Consider the following 16,511-nt stretch of genomic DNA (forward strand, 5'->3'; position numbering starts at 1 on the left):
TCGCCCGCTCCAGCCGTTTCCAACCCGTTGGAAACGCGCATAAAACCGTCGCACAGACGGTCCAGCACCAAGATCGTCTCCACTGACCGTCTACACAATGATGCCGGTCGAGGTGTCTCAACCCCCTGCCGCAGCCTCCTTCGGATCGGGCATGTCGACAGCCGTCGCCATCAGCCGCAGCGCTAAGCCCACGACTCGATTGATCTCATTTATAACAGTGATGGCGTATGGCGCTTCAGCCTCTTCGACAACTATGCCCTGCTTAAAATGTAGAATGCTGGGCATCGGGATCACATCGCCATCCGAAATCGAGCGGAACCAGATATTGATATCGGAATCGTCTGGAACAATGTCGGCAACATTATTATCGTGATCGATTGCCACCTTCATTGGGAACTGACGAAACACCGTCGTCAAAAGCAGCCTGTGCTTATCCTGATTACTAAGTAGTCGCAGGATATTGAGCCAAGGATCGCCACAGCGGCGTGCTTCTTCAATCATCGCGAGCGCATGTGGGAAGATGTTGCCGAGCGATGCTTTTTCTCGCTCCTTCTTCGAAAGGGGCGTCTCTCTTGTCCCGAAGGGAAACTGAGTTCGACTAAGATCGGCCCCATCATTGCCAAACTCCACGAGAGAACATGTCGCATAGTCGAGCGAAGCGCGGAGATTGTGAACGACATCACCCAGTATCAAGCTGATGTCCGCAGGCGGCAGTTCCTTGATTCTGATTCGGACCATCCCCTCGTCGAGGTCCGCCGACTGCTCGGGTTCCCACGGGTGGGTGGCGTCATACGCTTGGATCGCTTCGGATAGTGCCACCATGTGCGTCTGCGCTCGGCGATGCTTCGCCAAGGCCCCAATAAATCTCGATGGAAGAACCATCCGCTGAAATTGGATGCTCATGGAGAAAGGCGCAAGGAGTTCAAGGTTCCACCGTGCCGCGCCACCGCATTCAAAACAGCGAGATGATCGAACGAGATATCCTTGTAGCGAACCAAGTTTAGAGCTTCGGCAAGCGACTGCACGCTAAATCCGTTTCCGTAGTTGTCAGCGACTGCCGTGCCTTTGCCATCGGTCGTCCAGCCGCCGAGTAGAAGCGCAACATCGCGGTCGATCTTCGCCTCACGCAGACCGTCGCGGAAGTTGTGGCGGAAGGAGTGGAAGCAGGTCAGCGGCGCGGCAGCACCGGCGTTTTCGAGGAAGCGGGTGAACCATCTCGATATGGCGGTAGAGCGGTAGCCCAGATGCCCGAACGGAAGCTCCGGAAACAGATTGGTCTCGCCGCATAGGCGCTGGGATTCAGCGAATGCCAAAAAACCGCATCGGATCAGTTCGTCGTGGACCGGGACGGTGCGCTCGCTGGCGTTTGTCTTCACGCGCTTCTCATCGCCAGTCTGGCTGAGCCCGGAGGCCACGCGGAAGCACGGAATGCTGTCGATCACCCGAATGTCGGAGACCTCAAGCTGGCAAATCTCATTGAGCCGCAGGCCGCTGAACAATGCGATCAGCGGCACCCAGAATCGGGCGCGGCGAGGGCGCTGGTCGCCGGGGATGGCGTATCCGTTCGCGTCATCTCGGCACCCGGTGTAGATAGGGGCGTCGAAGATGCGGCGTAGCTGGTCAGTTGAGAAGGGGTTGCGCTTGTCGCGTTTCTTCACCGGGTCGGGGAGCTTCAGCCCCTTTAACGGATTACGATCGAGATAGCCCTCGTTCATCGCCCAGTTCATCACACCGCCGAACCGATTGATGTAGGCGTTGAGGTTCGCGGTGCTGATTACGCGGCGCTCGCCCTTCGCCTTGGCGGCATCGATCACCTCAGTGATCGACATGTCTGGAAAGCGCTGATGTGCGCTTTTCGGCATCTCGCGCAGGAGTGCCACGAAGTCGCGACATCCCTCGCGTGTGATCCCACTGAGCGGCGTCTCCTCACCAAACACCTCAATGACCCATTTCCGGGTCGTGGCGTGCGCGATCTGGGTGCGCTTACTCCATTGATGCTTCGGGTCCGCGATGAAGCGATCGTAGACATCGCCGATGGTGCGGGTGCTCGACGGCGAGAGCGGCGCTGGCGGCTGCGGAGCAGCCGGAGCTAACGGGTTCGAAACCGATGAATCGCTGACCGGTGTAGCAAGCAGCACGATATCGATGACGCTGCCGGTCGAGCAGCGCGCCTTCTCGAACAGAGCTTCGACCTCTGCCGCCACCCGGTGGATTCGCCGGAGCGCCATCGAATAGCTGTCCGTTTCGAGCGACCGCCAGACCTCGCCGCCTTCCCAGATCGTCAGGAGGTCGGTCGGCACTCGTCGTCGGTAGTGGAAGATGCCACGCTTCGAGCAGAGGCCAATCGGTCGATTGTGGAGACGCCTTGTGTAGACGCCCTGACGACGATTCCCTGAGCGTTCACTAACAGTTGAGACACCTCGACCGGCATCATTGTGTAGACGGTCAGTGGAGACGATCTTGGTGCTGGACCGTCTGTGCGACGGTTTTATGCGCGTTTCCAACGGGAAGGGATTCGAACCCTCGACCCCAACCTTGGCAAGGTTGTGCTCTACCCCTGAGCTACGCCCGCTCTGGCGCCGTAGCCGGTCGGAACCGGCTGGGTGAGGCGGGCCATTAGCAGCGGGTTTTCAGGGCTGCAAGCGGCAAACGAAGGAAAATTCAGGATTGGCTAATCCGGAATGAGAACATTACAAGAACGATAGTGAGCGAGTCGCCTGCCCTTTCCCCTGCCGGACCGCCGGTGCCGGCTCTTGATGGGTCCCGGATGCTGATCGCCCGGTTGCGTTGGGAGGTAGCCGGCACCGGGACGACGCAGACGGATGATCGCGCTGCCGATGCCTGGCTGACGACGGGGCTCGCCCCTGCCCAGCTACATGAAATCTACGCGGCGGAGGCGGCGGACGGCACCGCTGCGATCGGCTTCGCGGTGGCACTGGCGCTGGCCGCCGGGGCGCTGCCCGTCCTGTGGGTTCGGACCGAGAAGGACGAGCGGCAGGCGGGGCGGTTGCATGCCGGCGGTCTCGCCGAACTCGGCCTACCACCCGATTCGATCGTGCTGGTGGTGGCGGCGGACGAGGCGGCGTTGCTGCGCGTCGCGGCGGATGCCGCGCGGTGCAGCGGCCTCGGCATGCTGCTGGTCGAAAGTCGCGGCCGCGCGCCGGGGCTGGACCTCACCGCGACCCGTCGACTGATGCTGGCGGCCGAAGCATCGGGAGTGACGGTGCTGAGCGTGCGTATCGATGCCGCCCCGGTGCCCAGCGCGGCCGCCACCCGCTGGGGCGTGGCGGCGATGCCGTCCGTGCCGCTGGAGGCGGAGGCGCCAGGTCTGCCCGCCTTCGACGTCGAATCCTTGCGTAGACGCGGCGGCCCCGCCGGGGCGCGTTGCCGTGTGGAGTGGAACCGTGAAAACCGATCCTTCGATCCCTGCCCGATCCAGCCAGCCGCCCAAACGGCGCTGGCTGGCTCTGGTCTTCCCCTGGTTGCCGGTGGAGCGGCTGCGCGCGACGCGCCCGCATCTGTTCGTCGGTCGGGGTGAAAGCCCACTCGCCTTCGTCGAGACGGTGGGTAACGCGGTGCGGCTCGCCGCGCTCGACCGATCGGCGTTGCAGGCTGGGCTGAAACCCGGCCTGACGCTGGCCGACGCCCGCGCGCAGGTGCCCGAACTGGAGGTGTTCGACGGCGATCCCCATGCCGATCTCGACTGGCTGGAACGGCTGGCGGACGGCTGTGCACGCTATACGCCGACGGTGGTGCTGTATCCGCCCGATGCGCTGTTGCTCGACATCGCCGGCTGTACGCATGCGTTCGAGGGGGAGCGGCCGCTGGCCGTGGATGTCGAGGGGCGGCTGGCACGCCGCGGCGTGCTGGCCCGCCATGCGTTCGGCGATACGCCAGAGGTCGCGCATGCGCTCGCCCGCTTCGCCGGCGCGCCCGCCCCTGACGAACAACGCGCTGTGCGCCGCCTGCCGGTGGCGGCATTGGGGCTGGATGCCGATGACGGCATCGCCCTGACGCGGGCGGGGTTGAAGACGGTGGGCGACGTGATGGCCCGTCCGCTCGCCACCATCGCCGCGCGGTTCGGGGAAGAGGCGGCGATGGCGGTCCGCCGCCTGTCGGGCGATGCCCGCGCGCCCGTCGTCGCGCGCAAGGTCGCGGTGCCGGTGGTGGTCGAACGCCGCTTCGCCGAACCCGTCGGCCGCACCGATTTCGCGTTGCAGGTGATCGCCGATCTGGTCGCCGACGCCGCGGCCCTGCTCGAAAAACGTGGCGAGGGCGGCCGCCGCTGGGAGGCGAAGCTGTTCCGCGCCGATGGCCAGATCCAGCAATTGCGGATCGAGACCGGTCGCCCGACCCGCGATCCCGCCGTGCTGATGCGGCTGTTCGCGGAGCGGATCGACGGTCTCGCCGATCCGCTCGACCCCGGTTTCGGGTACGACCTGATCCGGCTGGCGGTGGTGTTGGCCGAACGGCTCGACACCAGCCAGTTGCGGCTGGAGGGCGGCGAGAGCGGCGACGGCACGCAGGCGGGTGAGGTCGCCGCGCTGGTCGACCGCCTCTCCACCCGGCTTGGCCGGGGCCGGGTACGCCGCTTCGCCAGCCGCGACAGCCATATTCCCGAACAGGCCGAACTGATGCTGCCCGCCGCCGCACCGCCTGCCGCCGGCGAATGGCCCGCGACCGAGCCGGGGGAGCCGCCGCTCCGCCCGATCTACCTCTTCGATCCGCCGCAGCCGATCGATACGATCGCCGCCGAAACGCCGGACGGTCCCCCTGCCCGGTTCCGCTGGCGTCGCACTGTTCACGACGTCGCCCGCGCCGAGGGACCGGAGCGGATCGCGGGCGAATGGTGGCGCCGGCACGACGCCGCGATCCCGACCCGCGATTATTTCCGCGTCGAGGATCAGCGCGGCCGGCGCTTCTGGATCTTCCGCCACGGTCTTTATGTCGAAAGCGAAAGCCCGCGCTGGTACGTCCACGGGCTGTTCGCATGACGTGACCGGCTTTACCGAACTCGTCGCGGCCACCGCCTTTTCGTTCCTCGATGGCGCCAGCCAGCCGGACGACATGGTCGGCCGCGCGGTCGAGCTTGGCCATGCCGGCATCGGCATCGCCGATCGCAACACCGTGTCGGGCGTGGTGCGCGCCTACGCCGCCCTGCAACGTGCGAATGTGGGTTTGCTGGGCGCGGGTTTGCCGGCGGTCGATTTCAAGCTGGCGGTCGGCGCGCGGCTGGTGTTCGCGGATGGCACGCCGGACATCGTCGCCTATCCCTCGACCAGAACGGGCTGGGGCCGGCTGACGCGCCTGCTGACCGTGGGCAACCGCCGTTCGCTGAAGGGCGGCTGCATCCTTGGCCTCGGCGATCTGATCGCCCTCCACCAGGACCTGTTGTTGATCGTGCTGCCCGAATCGACCGATCGTGGTGCCGCCCCGGTTTCGGGTGTCGACCTGCCCCCGCCCCGCGCCGATCCCGGCCTCGCCTCGACGCTCGCCGCCCTGAAGCGGCTCGACCCCACGGCAGTCTGGCTCGGCGTGACGATGCCGCGTGGTGGTCGCGACCGGCGGCGACTGGCACGACTGGCGCGCATGGCAGCGTCGGCGGACGTGCCGCTGCTCGCGACCTGCGACGCGCTCTATGCCTATCCGGACGACCGCGACCTGCACGATATCGTTACGTGCATCCGCGAGGGGCTGACGATCCAGCGCGCCGGCCGCCGCCTTGCCGCCAATGGCGAACGCCACCTGAAGGACGAGGCGGAGATGCAGCGCCTGTTCCGCGACCAGCCGGCGGCGGTGGTGGAAAGCGCCCGCCTGCTCGCCCGCATCGGTTTCTCGCTCGATCAGTTGAAATACGAATATCCGCATGAACCGGTGCCGGCGGGCTGGAAACCGCAGGACTGGCTGGAACATTTGGTCTGGCAAGCAGCACTGGATCGCTACGGCGAGCATGTGCCCGAAAAGGTGATGCGCCTCCTCAACGATGAGTTCCGTCTGATCGAGGCCAAGGCGTACGCCTATTACTTCCTGACGGTCCACGATGTGGTCCGTTTTGCCCGCGATTGCGATCCGCCGATCCTTTGCCAGGGGCGTGGCTCGGCGGCCAATTCGGTCGTCTGCTATCTGCTCGGCATCACTTCGGTCGATCCGATGAAGTATGACCTGCTCTTCTCGCGCTTCGTGTCGAACGAACGCGACGAGCCGCCCGACATCGACGTCGATTTCGAACATGAACGGCGCGAGGAGGTGATGCAGTATATTTATCGCCGTTATGGCCGTGACCGCGCCGCCATCGCCGCCACCGTGATCCATTATCGTCCGCGCAGCACCGTGCGCGAGATCGGTCGCGCGCTTGGCCTGAGCGAGGATGTGACGCAGCGGCTCACCAGCACCGTATGGGGAAGCTTCTCCGATAGGTTCGGCGAGGAGAGGTTCCACGAGACCGGCTATGCGCTAGCCAACCCGGAAATGGCCCGGCTGCATGGTCTGGTGAACCGGCTGCTGAAGTTTCCCCGCCATCTGTCGCAGCATGTCGGCGGCTTCGTACTTACCCAGGGGCGGCTGGACGAGATGGTGCCGATCCACAACGGCGCGATGGTCGATCGCACCTTCATCGAATGGGACAAGGACGATATCGACGTTCTCGGCCTGATGAAGGTCGATATCCTTGCCCTCGGTATGCTGACCTGCATCCGCAAGGCGTTCGACCTGATGGAGGCGAACAGCCTCGGCCGCCCGGCGCTCGACAATGTCGCGGTCGATGAGGACGACCGCGTGTACGACATGCTGTGCAAAGGCGACAGCATCGGCGTGTTTCAGGTCGAAAGCCGCGCTCAGATCAACATGCTGCCGCGTCTGAAGCCGCGCCGACTTTACGATCTTGTGGTTCAAGTCGCAATCGTTCGCCCGGGGCCGATCGAGGGTGATATGGTCCATCCATATCTGCGCCGCCGCGCCGGCAAGGAAAAGGTGGTCTTTCCCGCCCCTGATCCAAACCATGGCCCGCCCGACGAACTGCAACAGCTGCTCCGCTTTACCTATGGCGTACCGCTGTTTCAGGAACAGGCGATGAAACTGGCGATCGTCGCGGCCGGTTTCTCGCCGGAGGAAGCCAATCAGTTACGCCGTGCCATGGCGACGTTCCGCAACGTCGGCGGCATGGAAGATTTTCAGGCAAGACTTGTGGGGGGCATGGTTCGCCGAGGTTATCCGCGCGACTTTGCCGAACGCTGTTACAAACAGATCGAGGGGTTCGGCTCTTACGGTTTCCCCGAAAGTCATGCGCTGTCGTTTGCGCGGCTGGTGTATGTTTCTTCCTGGCTGAAATGTTTTCACCCGGCGGTCTTCGGCTGCGCCATCCTCAATTCACAACCGATGGGGTTTTACGCACCGGCCCAGTTGGTGCGTGATGCGGAAGAACATGGTGTCACCGTGCTGCCCGTCGATGTGAATCACAGCGGATGGGATAACAGCCTTCAATCCGGGGAGAATCTAGACCTCCGCCTCGGCTTCCGTCAGGTCGAGGGTTTTCGCGGCGACTGGGCCGACAAGATAGCTGCCAACGCCCCCTACATCTCCATCGAAGACCTCGCCCGCCGTGCCACGCTCCCGCCCCGTGCGCTGGCGTTGCTCGCCGATGCCGACGCCTGCCGCTCGCTGGGGCGGGACCGCCGCACCGCCGGCTGGGAAGTGCGCCGCACGCCGCCCGCACAACTCCCGCTGTTCGCCGCCGCCGATGCGCCTGAACTGGGTGTTGAACCCGATGCCGCGCTGCCAATGATGCCGTTGTCGGAACAGGTCGCCGCGGATTATCAGACCACGCGCCTGTCGCTGAAGGATCACCCGATGACCTTCCTGCGCCCGCTGTTTCGATCCGAGGGTGTGCTGTCCAGCGCCGAGGCCGCCGCCACGAAGGACGGCCGCCGCGCCAGCGTCGCCGGCATCGTCCTCGTCCGCCAGCGCCCCGGCAAGGGCAACGCGATCTTTGTGACGATCGAGGACGAGACGGGGATCACCAACGCGCTGATGTGGGCGCGCGATTTCGAGGCGAACCGGCGCGCCGTCATGGCATCGCGCCTGATGGTGTTGCACGGTACGATCCAGCGCAGCGAGGAAGGCGTCACCCACCTGATGACGACGCGGGTCGACGATCGCAGCCACGAACTGGCCCGCCTATCGAGCGATTACGCCACCGATCCGCAACCGCTGCCCGTCGATGGCATCCTGAAACCGCATTACAGCCGCAGCCGCGATCCCCGCCATGCCGAACCTCAACGCCCCGGCCATCCGCGCGATGTCCGCGTCCTGCCGAAATCGCGGGACTTCCATTAAGACGGCGCTGGCATTGACAGACGCGCCGCCCCACATAGCGTTTCGCAAGTATAACGGGAGCATCACTTGGCCACCTTGGGAATGTCGCCTGCCGAGAAGGAAGCGGTGACCACGTTCCGTCGCGACGTCGTCGAACCGTCGATGACCAGTCTCGTCATCATCGATTTCTGGGCCGAATGGTGCGGGCCGTGCAAGGCGCTGACGCCGGTGCTGGAAAAGGTCGCCGCCGCCTATGCCGATAAGGGTGTCGTGCTGGCTAAGGTCGATACCGACCAGAACCAGTTCATCGCCAGCCAATTCCAGATCAAGTCCATCCCCACCGTCTATGCGATGTTCCAGGGCCAGTTGGTCGCCGACCTGACGCCCGCACGTACCGAAAGTGCGTTGCGCACAATGATCGATCAGTTGTTGAAGCAATTGCCGATCCAGTCCGCCGCCGCCGATCAGGAAGCCGAACTGGAACCGTTGATCGCGATGGGTGAGGAAATCCTGGCCGAGGGCGATGCCCCCCGCGCGCTGGGGGTCTTCGACCAGTTGACCGAGATGGCACCCGATCATCCCGCCGTCCTGTCCGGCCGCATCCGCGCGCTGGTCGCCGCAGGCATGCATGACGAGGCGGATGCCGCGATCGCCGCCCTGCCCGCAGACTTGAAGGATGCCGGCATCGATCGTGCCCGCGCCGCACTGGAACTCGCTCGCTCCGCCCCGCCGGTGGACGATTATTCGGCGCTGGCCGCCGAAGTTACCGCCCAGCCGCACGACCACGACAAACGGTTCGAACTCGCCAACGCCCAGATGGCGGCCGGCGATCGTGACGCCGCTGCCGACAACCTCCTCCACATCATCGCCCAGGATCGCAGCTGGAACGAAGATGCCGCCCGCACCCAGTTGCTGAAACTATTCGAGGTCGTCGGCCTGATGGATCCATGGGTATCAACTCAGCGGCGGCGACTGTCCGCGATCCTGTTCGGATGACGACCACCCGCCTCTCGATCTTCCCGCTGCCTGGCGCGTTGCTGTTCCCCGGCATGCACCTGCCCCTGCACATATTCGAGCCGCGCTATCAAGCGCTGGTCGGAGACTCGATGGCGCGCGACCGGCGGATCGGCATGATCCAGCCTCGCATCCAGCCGCACGACAACCCCGAGACGGGCGATCCCGATCGGCCAGCGCTGTATGACATGGGTTGTGTCGGCAAGATTGCGGAGGTTGAGGCACTTGAAGACGGCCGCTACAATCTGATCCTCGAAGGGCTGTCGTTGTTCCGCGTCATCCGCGAACTCGACGTCACCACCTCGTTCCGGCAGGTCGAGGCCGAACTGGTAGCCGGCGCCGGCAGCGACACGCTGTCGCTCGGCCGCCGTTCGTCGCTGGAAATGGAATCGCGCCGCTTCGCCGATATGCAGGGTTACGCGGTCGATTGGGATGCGGTCGGCCGGCTCGACGACGAAAGCCTCGTCAACGGCATCGCCCAGATCGCCCCGTTCGACGTCGCCGCCAAACAGGCGCTCCTAGAGGCGCCCGACATCGAAATCCGCGCCGAGCTGACGATCCAGTTGATGCAGTTCTTCGGCCGCCATGACGGCGAAAACCGCGTGACGCTCCAGTAAGTGATGAACAAATGATCGATGCTTGGCTTCTAGATCGACTGGTCTGCCCCGCTACCCGCACACCCCTTCGCCATGACGAAGGCGCCGGCGAACTGATCTCCGATGCCGCCGGCCTCGCCTATCCCATTCGCGACGGCATACCCGTGATGTTGATTGAGGAAGCGCGGCGCATCGAACCCGATCAGCGCGCTCCCTAAGTCAGCGTTAACCAAATCGAGAACTAGCTGTCGCACAAGGCGGCATGGTTCGACTGCTTTTCCTTGTTCCGATAATCAACCGGTTGCGCGTCTGGCGGAATCCGCTGATGCTTGTTCTGCTGCCGATGCTCATCAAGCTACCGCTGCTGACCGGCCTGCTCGTTGTCGACCCGGCGAAGCGATACACCGGACTTACCGTGGCCGGCGATCATGGCTGGTGGCCGGGAGGTGCCACTATCGATCCCAACATCGCCTATACCAGCCATGCCCTCGGCTCCTATGCCGTACAACAAGTGCTCGTCGGGCGTCTGCCTTGGTGGAATCCGTATGAAGGCGTAGGCACGCCATTGGCGGCCGAAATGCAGGCCGCCGCGCTTTTTCCGCTCACGCTACTGCTGGCCCTGCCGAATGGGCAGTTGATTTTTCATCTGACACTTCAGATCATCGCAGGCTTAGCTACCTATGGCCTGTTGCGTGAGATGCGGATCGGTCGTTCGGCAGCACTCGCCGCAGCGGTCATGTTCGAATTCAATGGCGTGTTCGCATGGCTCGCCAATGCAGTCGTCAATCCGATCCCGTTCCTGCCTTTGATGCTGTGGGGAATCGAGCGCCTACGCCGGTCCGACGGCATCGGTCAGCGAGCGGGCGTAACGATGATCGCCGCTGGTCTTGCCGCGTCTCTCTATGCGGGTTTTCCAGAGACCGCCTATTTAAATGCGCTGTTCGTACTATGCTGGGCGCTGGTCCGCCTGTATTCTGCCAGTGGCGATCGTATAGGCCTGCTGTGGCGGATCGCCATGCCCACCGCCGCCGGCCTGCTGATCGCCGCGCCGATCCTGGTCGCGTTCCTCGGTTATCTGCCGCATGCGCAGGTCGGTCTGCACGACAACAGCGCCGGCCATTACGCTCATCTTGCGCCATCCTATCTGGTCATGATCGCGGTGCCCTATTTCATGGGCGGCATTTTTGTAACCCAGCCGGATTTCTGGGGATCGGTGGGTGGTTATTCCGGCCTGTTGCTGCTGGTGCTCGCCGGGGCGGGGCTGGTCGGTCGCGAGCAACGGGCTTTGCGTTGCATGATTGCGGGCTGGATCATCGTCGCACTGGCGCTCACTTTTGGTGCTGCTTGGCTCTTCGCCGTCATCAAGATCGTTCCCGGCTTTAAAGAAGCGGCAATTTATCGTTACCTGCCTGCGTCATGGCTGATGGGCCTCAGCATCCTCGCCGCTTTCGGCCTTGACGATCTGAGCCAGTCCCGGATCAAGGCACTGACCATTTCTACCGGTGGCGCCGTCGCCATCGTGGTGACGCTATGGGTATTGGCAAAACCGGTGATCGGACATCTTCCCCATGATCCGTTCGCTTGGCTAGCCTGCTTCGTCCAGTTGTCGCTGCTAGCCGCCTTCATCCGGTTCGTGTTGATTGCCCCCACAGACCATCTTGCCCGCGCCCGCGTCGCCGCGACGCTTGCAGCGGCGGAAGCAATGTTTCTTTTCCTGCTGCCCGTTCTCGCCCATCCGCGCCGGATCGAGGTAGTGGACGGCGGTATCGCTTTCATGCAGACGCACCTCGGTCAGCAGCGATTCGTTAGCTTCGGACCGATCGCGCCTAATTACGGCAGCTATTACGGTATCGCGCAGGTCAATCATAACGATCTGCCTATCCCCGCCGCATGGACCAACTTCGTCCAGCGTCGACTCGATCCTGGGATGGATCCGATCCTATTCCTGCTCCATCCAGTATCGCCACCTTCGCCACACATCGATCAGCATATTCCGCCATCGGCGTGCGCTTTGTTGTCGCGCCTGTCGACATGCCGGTCCCGGGCTTTCGAGCGGCCTACACTGACGCGCTGATGACCATCTATCGGTTGCCCGGCACCCGCCCATACTGGTCCGCGCCCGGATGCGTGATCGACAAGACGGCGCGCACGGAGGCGATGACGATCTGCGATCGCCCCGCTCGACTCACACGTCTGGAACTGATGATGCCGGGCTGGACCGCCACGGTGAATGGCATCGCCGTACCGGTGTCGAAGACCGACGAGATATTCCAGTCGATCGCACTTCCCGCCGGGCGGGCGGCTGTTTCATTCGATTATGCGCCACCGCATATCCGTGGCGCCGCCAACGCCGCGCTTGTGGGACTGCTGCTGTTTCTCGGTCAGTTGATGACTATCGCTCGGTCACGGCGGACGATGACGGCCGCTTGATCCAACGCCCCGTCAGTTACGCACGCGATAGGCGTGGTTGACGTCAACCATCCAGCCGGACTTGACTGTCGTCCCGGTACCGCGCGGCTTGCGCGCCGCTTCCAGATCGATCGCCAAGTGGAACCGCAGGCCCGCCAGTTGCGGTGTCGTCCACATCACTTCCGCCGCCAACTGATCCAGCGTCCCCATCGACACATAGACCGTCTGGCCCTTGCGGATATCATTCTGATTATCCACGCAGGCGCCGTGCAACGACAGGTTACGCACCCGCCGCTCGACGATAATTCCGTCTTCCAACAGCACCGCCGCGCGGATGATGACGCTGCTGCGCTTGTCGCGCCCGTGCAGGGGATCGTCGGTCATAGTTTGTCCGTGCCGTAAAAAGCCTATCGTTCGATTAACCGCCTTGCCGCCGTGGCGTTTGATCCAATCATACAATCATTCCTTGTAGCAATTTGGGCAGATTTCCACTTTCGCCCCGCGCCTCGGCCATGAATCGCGCTTTCAGCGGCGGGATTGCGTTGACCGCCGAGATTCCGACTCGCCGCACCGCACTAGCGGTGCGGCCCGGGATACCGAACAGCCGCGTCAGGGTATCGGTGGCGACCGATACCGCCAGCGTATCGAGCCCACGCCACCGCTCGTACCGCGACAACAGTTGCGCATCGCCCATGTCCAACCCCAGCCGCTTGCCCTCGACCAACACTTCGGCCAGCGCCGCGACGTCGCGAAAACCCAGGTTCAGCCCTTGCCCAGCGATCGGATGGATGCCGTGCGCTGCGTCGCCAACCATCACCAGCCGCTCCGCCGTGACCCGCGCGGCATGGTGGAAGCCGAGTGGATAGCTCGCCCGGGGGCTGGGCGCGGACAGCGCACCCAGAAACCCGCCCATCCGCTTCTCCGCCTCGGCGAGGAAACCGCGATCGGATAATTTGGCCAGCCCCGGTCCGTGTTCTGCATGGACCGACCAGACTATCGCCGATCGATGCCCGATCTCGTCATCAATGAGCGGCAACAGCGCGAACGGTCCGGCCGGATAGAAGATTTCGAACGCCACATTGTCGTGCGGCCGTTCGTGATGAAAAGCACCGACGATCGCGGCATGGTCGTATTTCCATTGCGCGATGTTGATGCCCGCCGCCTTGCGCGTCGGCGAGTTACGCCCCTCCGCCACGACCAGCAATCCGGCGCGCACCGTCGATCCATCGTCCAGCGTAGCGACCACGCCGTGCGGCCCGCGATCGACCGTCGTCGCCCGCGTCTTCATCCGCAGGTCGACATGCGGGGCCGCCGTCGCCGCATCGAACAGCGCCCGCCGGATCAGCTTGTTCTCGTACATCACGCCCAGCGCGCCGTCATCGGCATCGGGCACGAAATCGAGCGCCCCAGGCTCCAGCCCGTCGCTGACCCGTATCTGCGCGATCGGGCAGCCTTGTCCGGCGATCCGGTCGCTGAGGCCGATCGCCGCCAGCATCCGCCCGCTAGCACTCGCCACCGCCGAGGCACGGCCGTCGAAGCCCGGCGCCAGCGTCACTGCCGGATCGGCGGGATCGATCACCGTCGATGAAAGTCCATGCGCGTCCAGCGCCAGTGCCAGCGTGGCCCCGACCAGTCCGCCGCCGAGGATGATGACGTCAGTATCCATGCGAAGCGTCCTACCCCGGCCATACCGACCTGCCAAACATTCCGGCGAGTTTTTCGGACGGCCTGTTCCCGAATTGTGCCGGCAACTTGACGGGAGTAACGCGAAAGCCGATGATTCCGCTCAACGGATTCAGGACATTTTCGAAGGACGAGGGCGATGGCCAGCCAGGCGCAGCCGGCGTTGTGGCGCGAGACGGTGAAGGCAGGAGCGGTACGGAGCGGGGCGCTGATCGCCGCGGCGACGCTCTTCGTCGTCACGCTGGCGCTCGCCTTGTCGCTCGCGAGCTATCATCCCGGCGATCCGGCGATCAACACCGCCTCGGGCCAGGCTGCGGCGAACCTGCTTGGGCTGCCGGGCGCGTGGATCGCGGACCTGTTGCTGTCGCTGTTCGGACCGGCGGTCGCGCTGTTGCTGCCGGTCGGCCCAATCGTCGCCTCCCGCCTGTGGCGCGACCTGCCGCCGGGGCGCTGGCTGCGGATGCTGGCCGGCACCGCGCTAGGCGTGGCGCTGATGGCTAGTGCGCTGGCGTTCATCTCGACCTCCGCCGTACTGGCGCTCCCTGCCGGCTGGGGCGGCGTGATCGGCATCGCCGTCGCCGGCGCGGCGCGCTGGGCGCTTGGGTTCATCGGTGAACCCGTCACCGAGATGTGGGGCGCGCGCGGTATTGGTCTCGTAGCCGGCGTCGCGGGTGCGATCGTCTGGGGACGGAGCCTTGGCGTCAATCTCGGTGATCGCACATGGGTGCGGCGCCGCGCGCGAGTGATCGACGAAGATGGCCAGTATATCGATGATGACGACAGCGAAGAAGACAGCGCCGTCGACCCGCTTGACCGGGAACCGCTCGACCTGAAGCGCCGGCCGGTCACGCCGCGTGCCGTGGCGGAGCCCGACACCCGTCCCGCGCCGGTGATCGCCGAGCGTCAGGTCGCGCCCGCCCCGGCCCCGGCGAAACGCCAGCAACAGCTGGACCTGCGCGACAATTACGTGCTGCCCGGTCTCGACTTGCTGGTTCCCGCCCCGCCCTCGACCGCCGGCGCGATCGACAAGGCCGGGTTGGAACGCAACGCCCGCCTGCTCGAAAATGTGCTCGACGATTTCCACGTGAAGGGATCGATCATCGAGGTGCGACCCGGCCCGGTCGTGACGATGTACGAACTGGAACCCGCGCCCGGCATCAAGGCCAGCCGCGTCATCGCGCTGGCCGACGATATCGCCCGCAACATGTCCGCGATCTCCGCCCGCGTCGCGGTGATCCCCGGCCGCAACGTGATCGGCATCGAACTGCCCAACGCCAAGCGCGAATCGGTGTCGTTCCACGAAATGGTCGCCTCGCAGCATTTCGAGGATCAGGCAGCGCAATTGCCGATCATTCTCGGCAAGAACATCGCCGGCGATCCCGTCATCACCGATCTGGCGCCGATGCCGCATCTACTAGTCGCCGGCACCACTGGGTCGGGCAAGTCGGTCGGCCTCAATTGCATGATTCTGTCGTTGCTGTACCGGCTGACGCCCAACCAGTGCCGCATGATCATGATCGATCCCAAGATGCTCGAACTCATCATGTACGATGACATTCCGCACCTGTTGTCGCCCGTCGTCACCGATCCGGCCAAGGCGGTGCGCGCGCTGAAATGGGCGGTCGAGACGATGGAGGATCGTTATCGGCAGATGTCATCGGTCGGCGTCCGCAACCTCGCCGGCTTTAACGACAAGGTCCGCGCCGCTCGCGCCAAGGGCCAGCCGCTCGGCCGCAAGGTGCAGACCGGCTACAATCAGGAAACCGGCGCGCCGATCTACGAGGAGGAGAAGCTCGAATACGATCCCTTGCCGCAGATCGTGGTGATCGTCGACGAGCTGGCCGATCTGATGATGACCGCCGGCAAGGAGGTGGAATTCCTGATCCAGCGGCTGGCGCAGAAGGCACGCGCGGCCGGCATCCACCTCATCATGGCGACGCAGCGCCCCTCGGTCGACGTTATCACCGGCGTCATCAAGGCCAATCTGCCGACCCGGATCAGCTTCCACGTCACCAGCAAGATCGATTCGCGCACTATTCTGGGCGAACAGGGTGCCGAACAGCTGCTGGGCAAGGGCGACATGCTCTATATGCCCGGCGGCAAGGGTATCGTCCGCGTCCACGGTCCCTTCATGAGCGACGACGAGGTCCGCGCTGTCGCCGACCACTGGCGCGGCCAGGGTCAGCCCGACTACATCTCCTCCGTCACCGAGGAACCGGCGGAGAGCTTCGCGCTGGAAGGCGCACCGACCGGCGAGGACTCGGCCGAGGACCAGCAATATCGCGCGGCGATCCAGCTGGTCTGCGAAAGCCAGAAGGCATCGACCAGCTGGCTGCAGCGCCAGTTGCGTATCGGCTATAACTCGGCGGCCCGCCTGATCGAAAAGATGGAGAAGGACGGCATCGTCGGCCGCCCCGACCATGTTGGCCGGCGCGAGGTGTTGCGCGATACCGACGGCCACGCGATCTGATCCGAAATTCTCCGCCCCGCCCGTTGTGT

13 protein-coding genes and 1 tRNA gene are annotated in these 16,511 nt (G+C 64.4%); 9 read left to right on the forward strand and 5 right to left on the reverse strand.

All coding sequences use genetic code 11. The annotated features are described in order from the left end of the window. Positions 1 to 117: 117 nt before the first annotated feature. The 3 genes from ASG67_RS05240 to ASG67_RS05250 all read right to left on the reverse strand — a co-directional run bounded on the left by ASG67_RS05240 (position 118) and on the right by ASG67_RS05250 (position 2,574). On the reverse strand, positions 118 to 822 hold the full coding sequence (locus ASG67_RS05240; protein ID WP_156460662.1) for a hypothetical protein: 705 nt from the start codon (positions 820 to 822) through the stop codon (positions 118 to 120). 77 nt (positions 823 to 899) lie between these two features. Beyond that, entirely contained in the window at positions 900 to 2,504 is a 1,605-nt protein-coding gene (locus ASG67_RS05245; protein WP_321163527.1) for a site-specific integrase, read from the reverse strand. Then, a tRNA-Gly gene (locus ASG67_RS05250) sits at positions 2,501 to 2,574 on the reverse strand. Before ASG67_RS05250 ends, ASG67_RS05245 begins: the two co-directional genes overlap by 4 nt. Positions 2,575 to 2,704: 130 nt before the next feature. On the opposite strand from ASG67_RS05250, the gene ASG67_RS05255 reads away from it, so the two are divergent. From ASG67_RS05255 to ASG67_RS05290, 8 genes are all read left to right on the forward strand, one after another. Continuing rightward, on the forward strand, positions 2,705 to 3,538 hold the full coding sequence (locus ASG67_RS05255; RefSeq protein WP_235535058.1) for an ImuA family protein: 834 nt from the start codon (positions 2,705 to 2,707) through the stop codon (positions 3,536 to 3,538). After that, positions 3,498 to 4,994 (forward strand): Y-family DNA polymerase, encoded by a 1,497-nt coding sequence (locus tag ASG67_RS05260; RefSeq protein WP_056526830.1) that lies wholly within the window; start codon positions 3,498 to 3,500, stop codon positions 4,992 to 4,994. Before ASG67_RS05255 ends, ASG67_RS05260 begins: the two co-directional genes overlap by 41 nt. Then, a complete protein-coding gene (locus tag ASG67_RS05265) occupies positions 4,945 to 8,331 on the forward strand; it encodes an error-prone DNA polymerase (protein WP_200940731.1) in 3,387 nt (1,128 codons plus the stop codon). The genes ASG67_RS05260 and ASG67_RS05265 overlap by 50 nt, the downstream gene beginning before the upstream one ends. An 81-nt stretch (positions 8,332 to 8,412) precedes the next feature. Continuing rightward, positions 8,413 to 9,306, forward strand: a complete 894-nt coding sequence (locus tag ASG67_RS05270; RefSeq protein WP_056526609.1) for a tetratricopeptide repeat protein — start codon at positions 8,413 to 8,415, stop codon at positions 9,304 to 9,306. Continuing rightward, positions 9,303 to 9,941, forward strand: a complete 639-nt coding sequence (locus ASG67_RS05275; RefSeq protein ID WP_056526610.1) for an LON peptidase substrate-binding domain-containing protein — start codon at positions 9,303 to 9,305, stop codon at positions 9,939 to 9,941. The genes ASG67_RS05270 and ASG67_RS05275 overlap by 4 nt, the downstream gene beginning before the upstream one ends. Before the next feature lie 11 nt (positions 9,942 to 9,952). Continuing rightward, positions 9,953 to 10,138, forward strand: a complete 186-nt coding sequence (locus ASG67_RS05280; protein ID WP_056526612.1) for a Trm112 family protein — start codon at positions 9,953 to 9,955, stop codon at positions 10,136 to 10,138. A 107-nt stretch (positions 10,139 to 10,245) separates the two neighbouring features. Beyond that, complete coding sequence (locus ASG67_RS05285) at positions 10,246 to 11,994, forward strand: hypothetical protein (RefSeq protein ID WP_156460663.1); 1,749 nt, start codon at positions 10,246 to 10,248, stop codon at positions 11,992 to 11,994. Continuing rightward, positions 11,994 to 12,350, forward strand: a complete 357-nt coding sequence (locus ASG67_RS05290; protein WP_156460664.1) for a hypothetical protein — start codon at positions 11,994 to 11,996, stop codon at positions 12,348 to 12,350. Before ASG67_RS05285 ends, ASG67_RS05290 begins: the two co-directional genes overlap by 1 nt. Before the next feature lie 12 nt (positions 12,351 to 12,362). On the opposite strand, the gene ASG67_RS05295 is transcribed toward ASG67_RS05290, so the two are convergent. Together ASG67_RS05295 and ASG67_RS05300 are read right to left on the reverse strand one after the other, a co-directional pair. Beyond that, positions 12,363 to 12,713, reverse strand: a complete 351-nt coding sequence (locus tag ASG67_RS05295; RefSeq protein WP_056526620.1) for a PilZ domain-containing protein — start codon at positions 12,711 to 12,713, stop codon at positions 12,363 to 12,365. A gap of 67 nt (positions 12,714 to 12,780) precedes the next feature. Continuing rightward, on the reverse strand, positions 12,781 to 13,995 hold the full coding sequence (locus ASG67_RS05300) for a UbiH/UbiF/VisC/COQ6 family ubiquinone biosynthesis hydroxylase (protein WP_056526623.1): 1,215 nt from the start codon (positions 13,993 to 13,995) through the stop codon (positions 12,781 to 12,783). A gap of 156 nt (positions 13,996 to 14,151) precedes the next feature. Here ASG67_RS05300 and ASG67_RS05305 point away from each other — a divergent pair, with 156 nt between their 5' ends. Further along, complete coding sequence (locus ASG67_RS05305; protein ID WP_056526627.1) at positions 14,152 to 16,482, forward strand: DNA translocase FtsK; 2,331 nt, start codon at positions 14,152 to 14,154, stop codon at positions 16,480 to 16,482. The last annotated feature ends 29 nt before the right edge of the window (positions 16,483 to 16,511 follow it).

The sequence above is a fragment of the Sphingomonas sp. Leaf339 genome (assembly GCF_001426195.1).
Taxonomy (GTDB): domain Bacteria; phylum Pseudomonadota; class Alphaproteobacteria; order Sphingomonadales; family Sphingomonadaceae; genus Sphingomonas.

Bases quoted from the DNA above. Each gene is read 5' to 3' on its own strand.
- ASG67_RS05270 (WP_056526609.1), top strand. From the start codon at position 8,413: ATGTCGCCTGCCGAGAAGGAAGCGGTGACCACGTTCCGTCGCGACGTC.
- ASG67_RS05295 (WP_056526620.1), bottom strand. From the start codon at position 12,713: ATGACCGACGATCCCCTGCACGGGCGCGACAAGCGCAGCAGCGTCATC.
- ASG67_RS05265 (WP_200940731.1), top strand. From the start codon at position 4,945: ATGTCGAAAGCGAAAGCCCGCGCTGGTACGTCCACGGGCTGTTCGCAT.
- ASG67_RS05300 (WP_056526623.1), bottom strand. From the start codon at position 13,995: ATGGATACTGACGTCATCATCCTCGGCGGCGGACTGGTCGGGGCCACG.
- ASG67_RS05240 (WP_156460662.1), bottom strand. From the start codon at position 822: ATGGTGGCACTATCCGAAGCGATCCAAGCGTATGACGCCACCCACCCG.
- ASG67_RS05305 (WP_056526627.1), top strand. From the start codon at position 14,152: ATGGCCAGCCAGGCGCAGCCGGCGTTGTGGCGCGAGACGGTGAAGGCA.
- ASG67_RS05275 (WP_056526610.1), top strand. From the start codon at position 9,303: ATGACGACCACCCGCCTCTCGATCTTCCCGCTGCCTGGCGCGTTGCTG.
- ASG67_RS05280 (WP_056526612.1), top strand. From the start codon at position 9,953: ATGATCGATGCTTGGCTTCTAGATCGACTGGTCTGCCCCGCTACCCGC.
- ASG67_RS05285 (WP_156460663.1), top strand. From the start codon at position 10,246: ATGCTTGTTCTGCTGCCGATGCTCATCAAGCTACCGCTGCTGACCGGC.
- ASG67_RS05290 (WP_156460664.1), top strand. From the start codon at position 11,994: ATGACCATCTATCGGTTGCCCGGCACCCGCCCATACTGGTCCGCGCCC.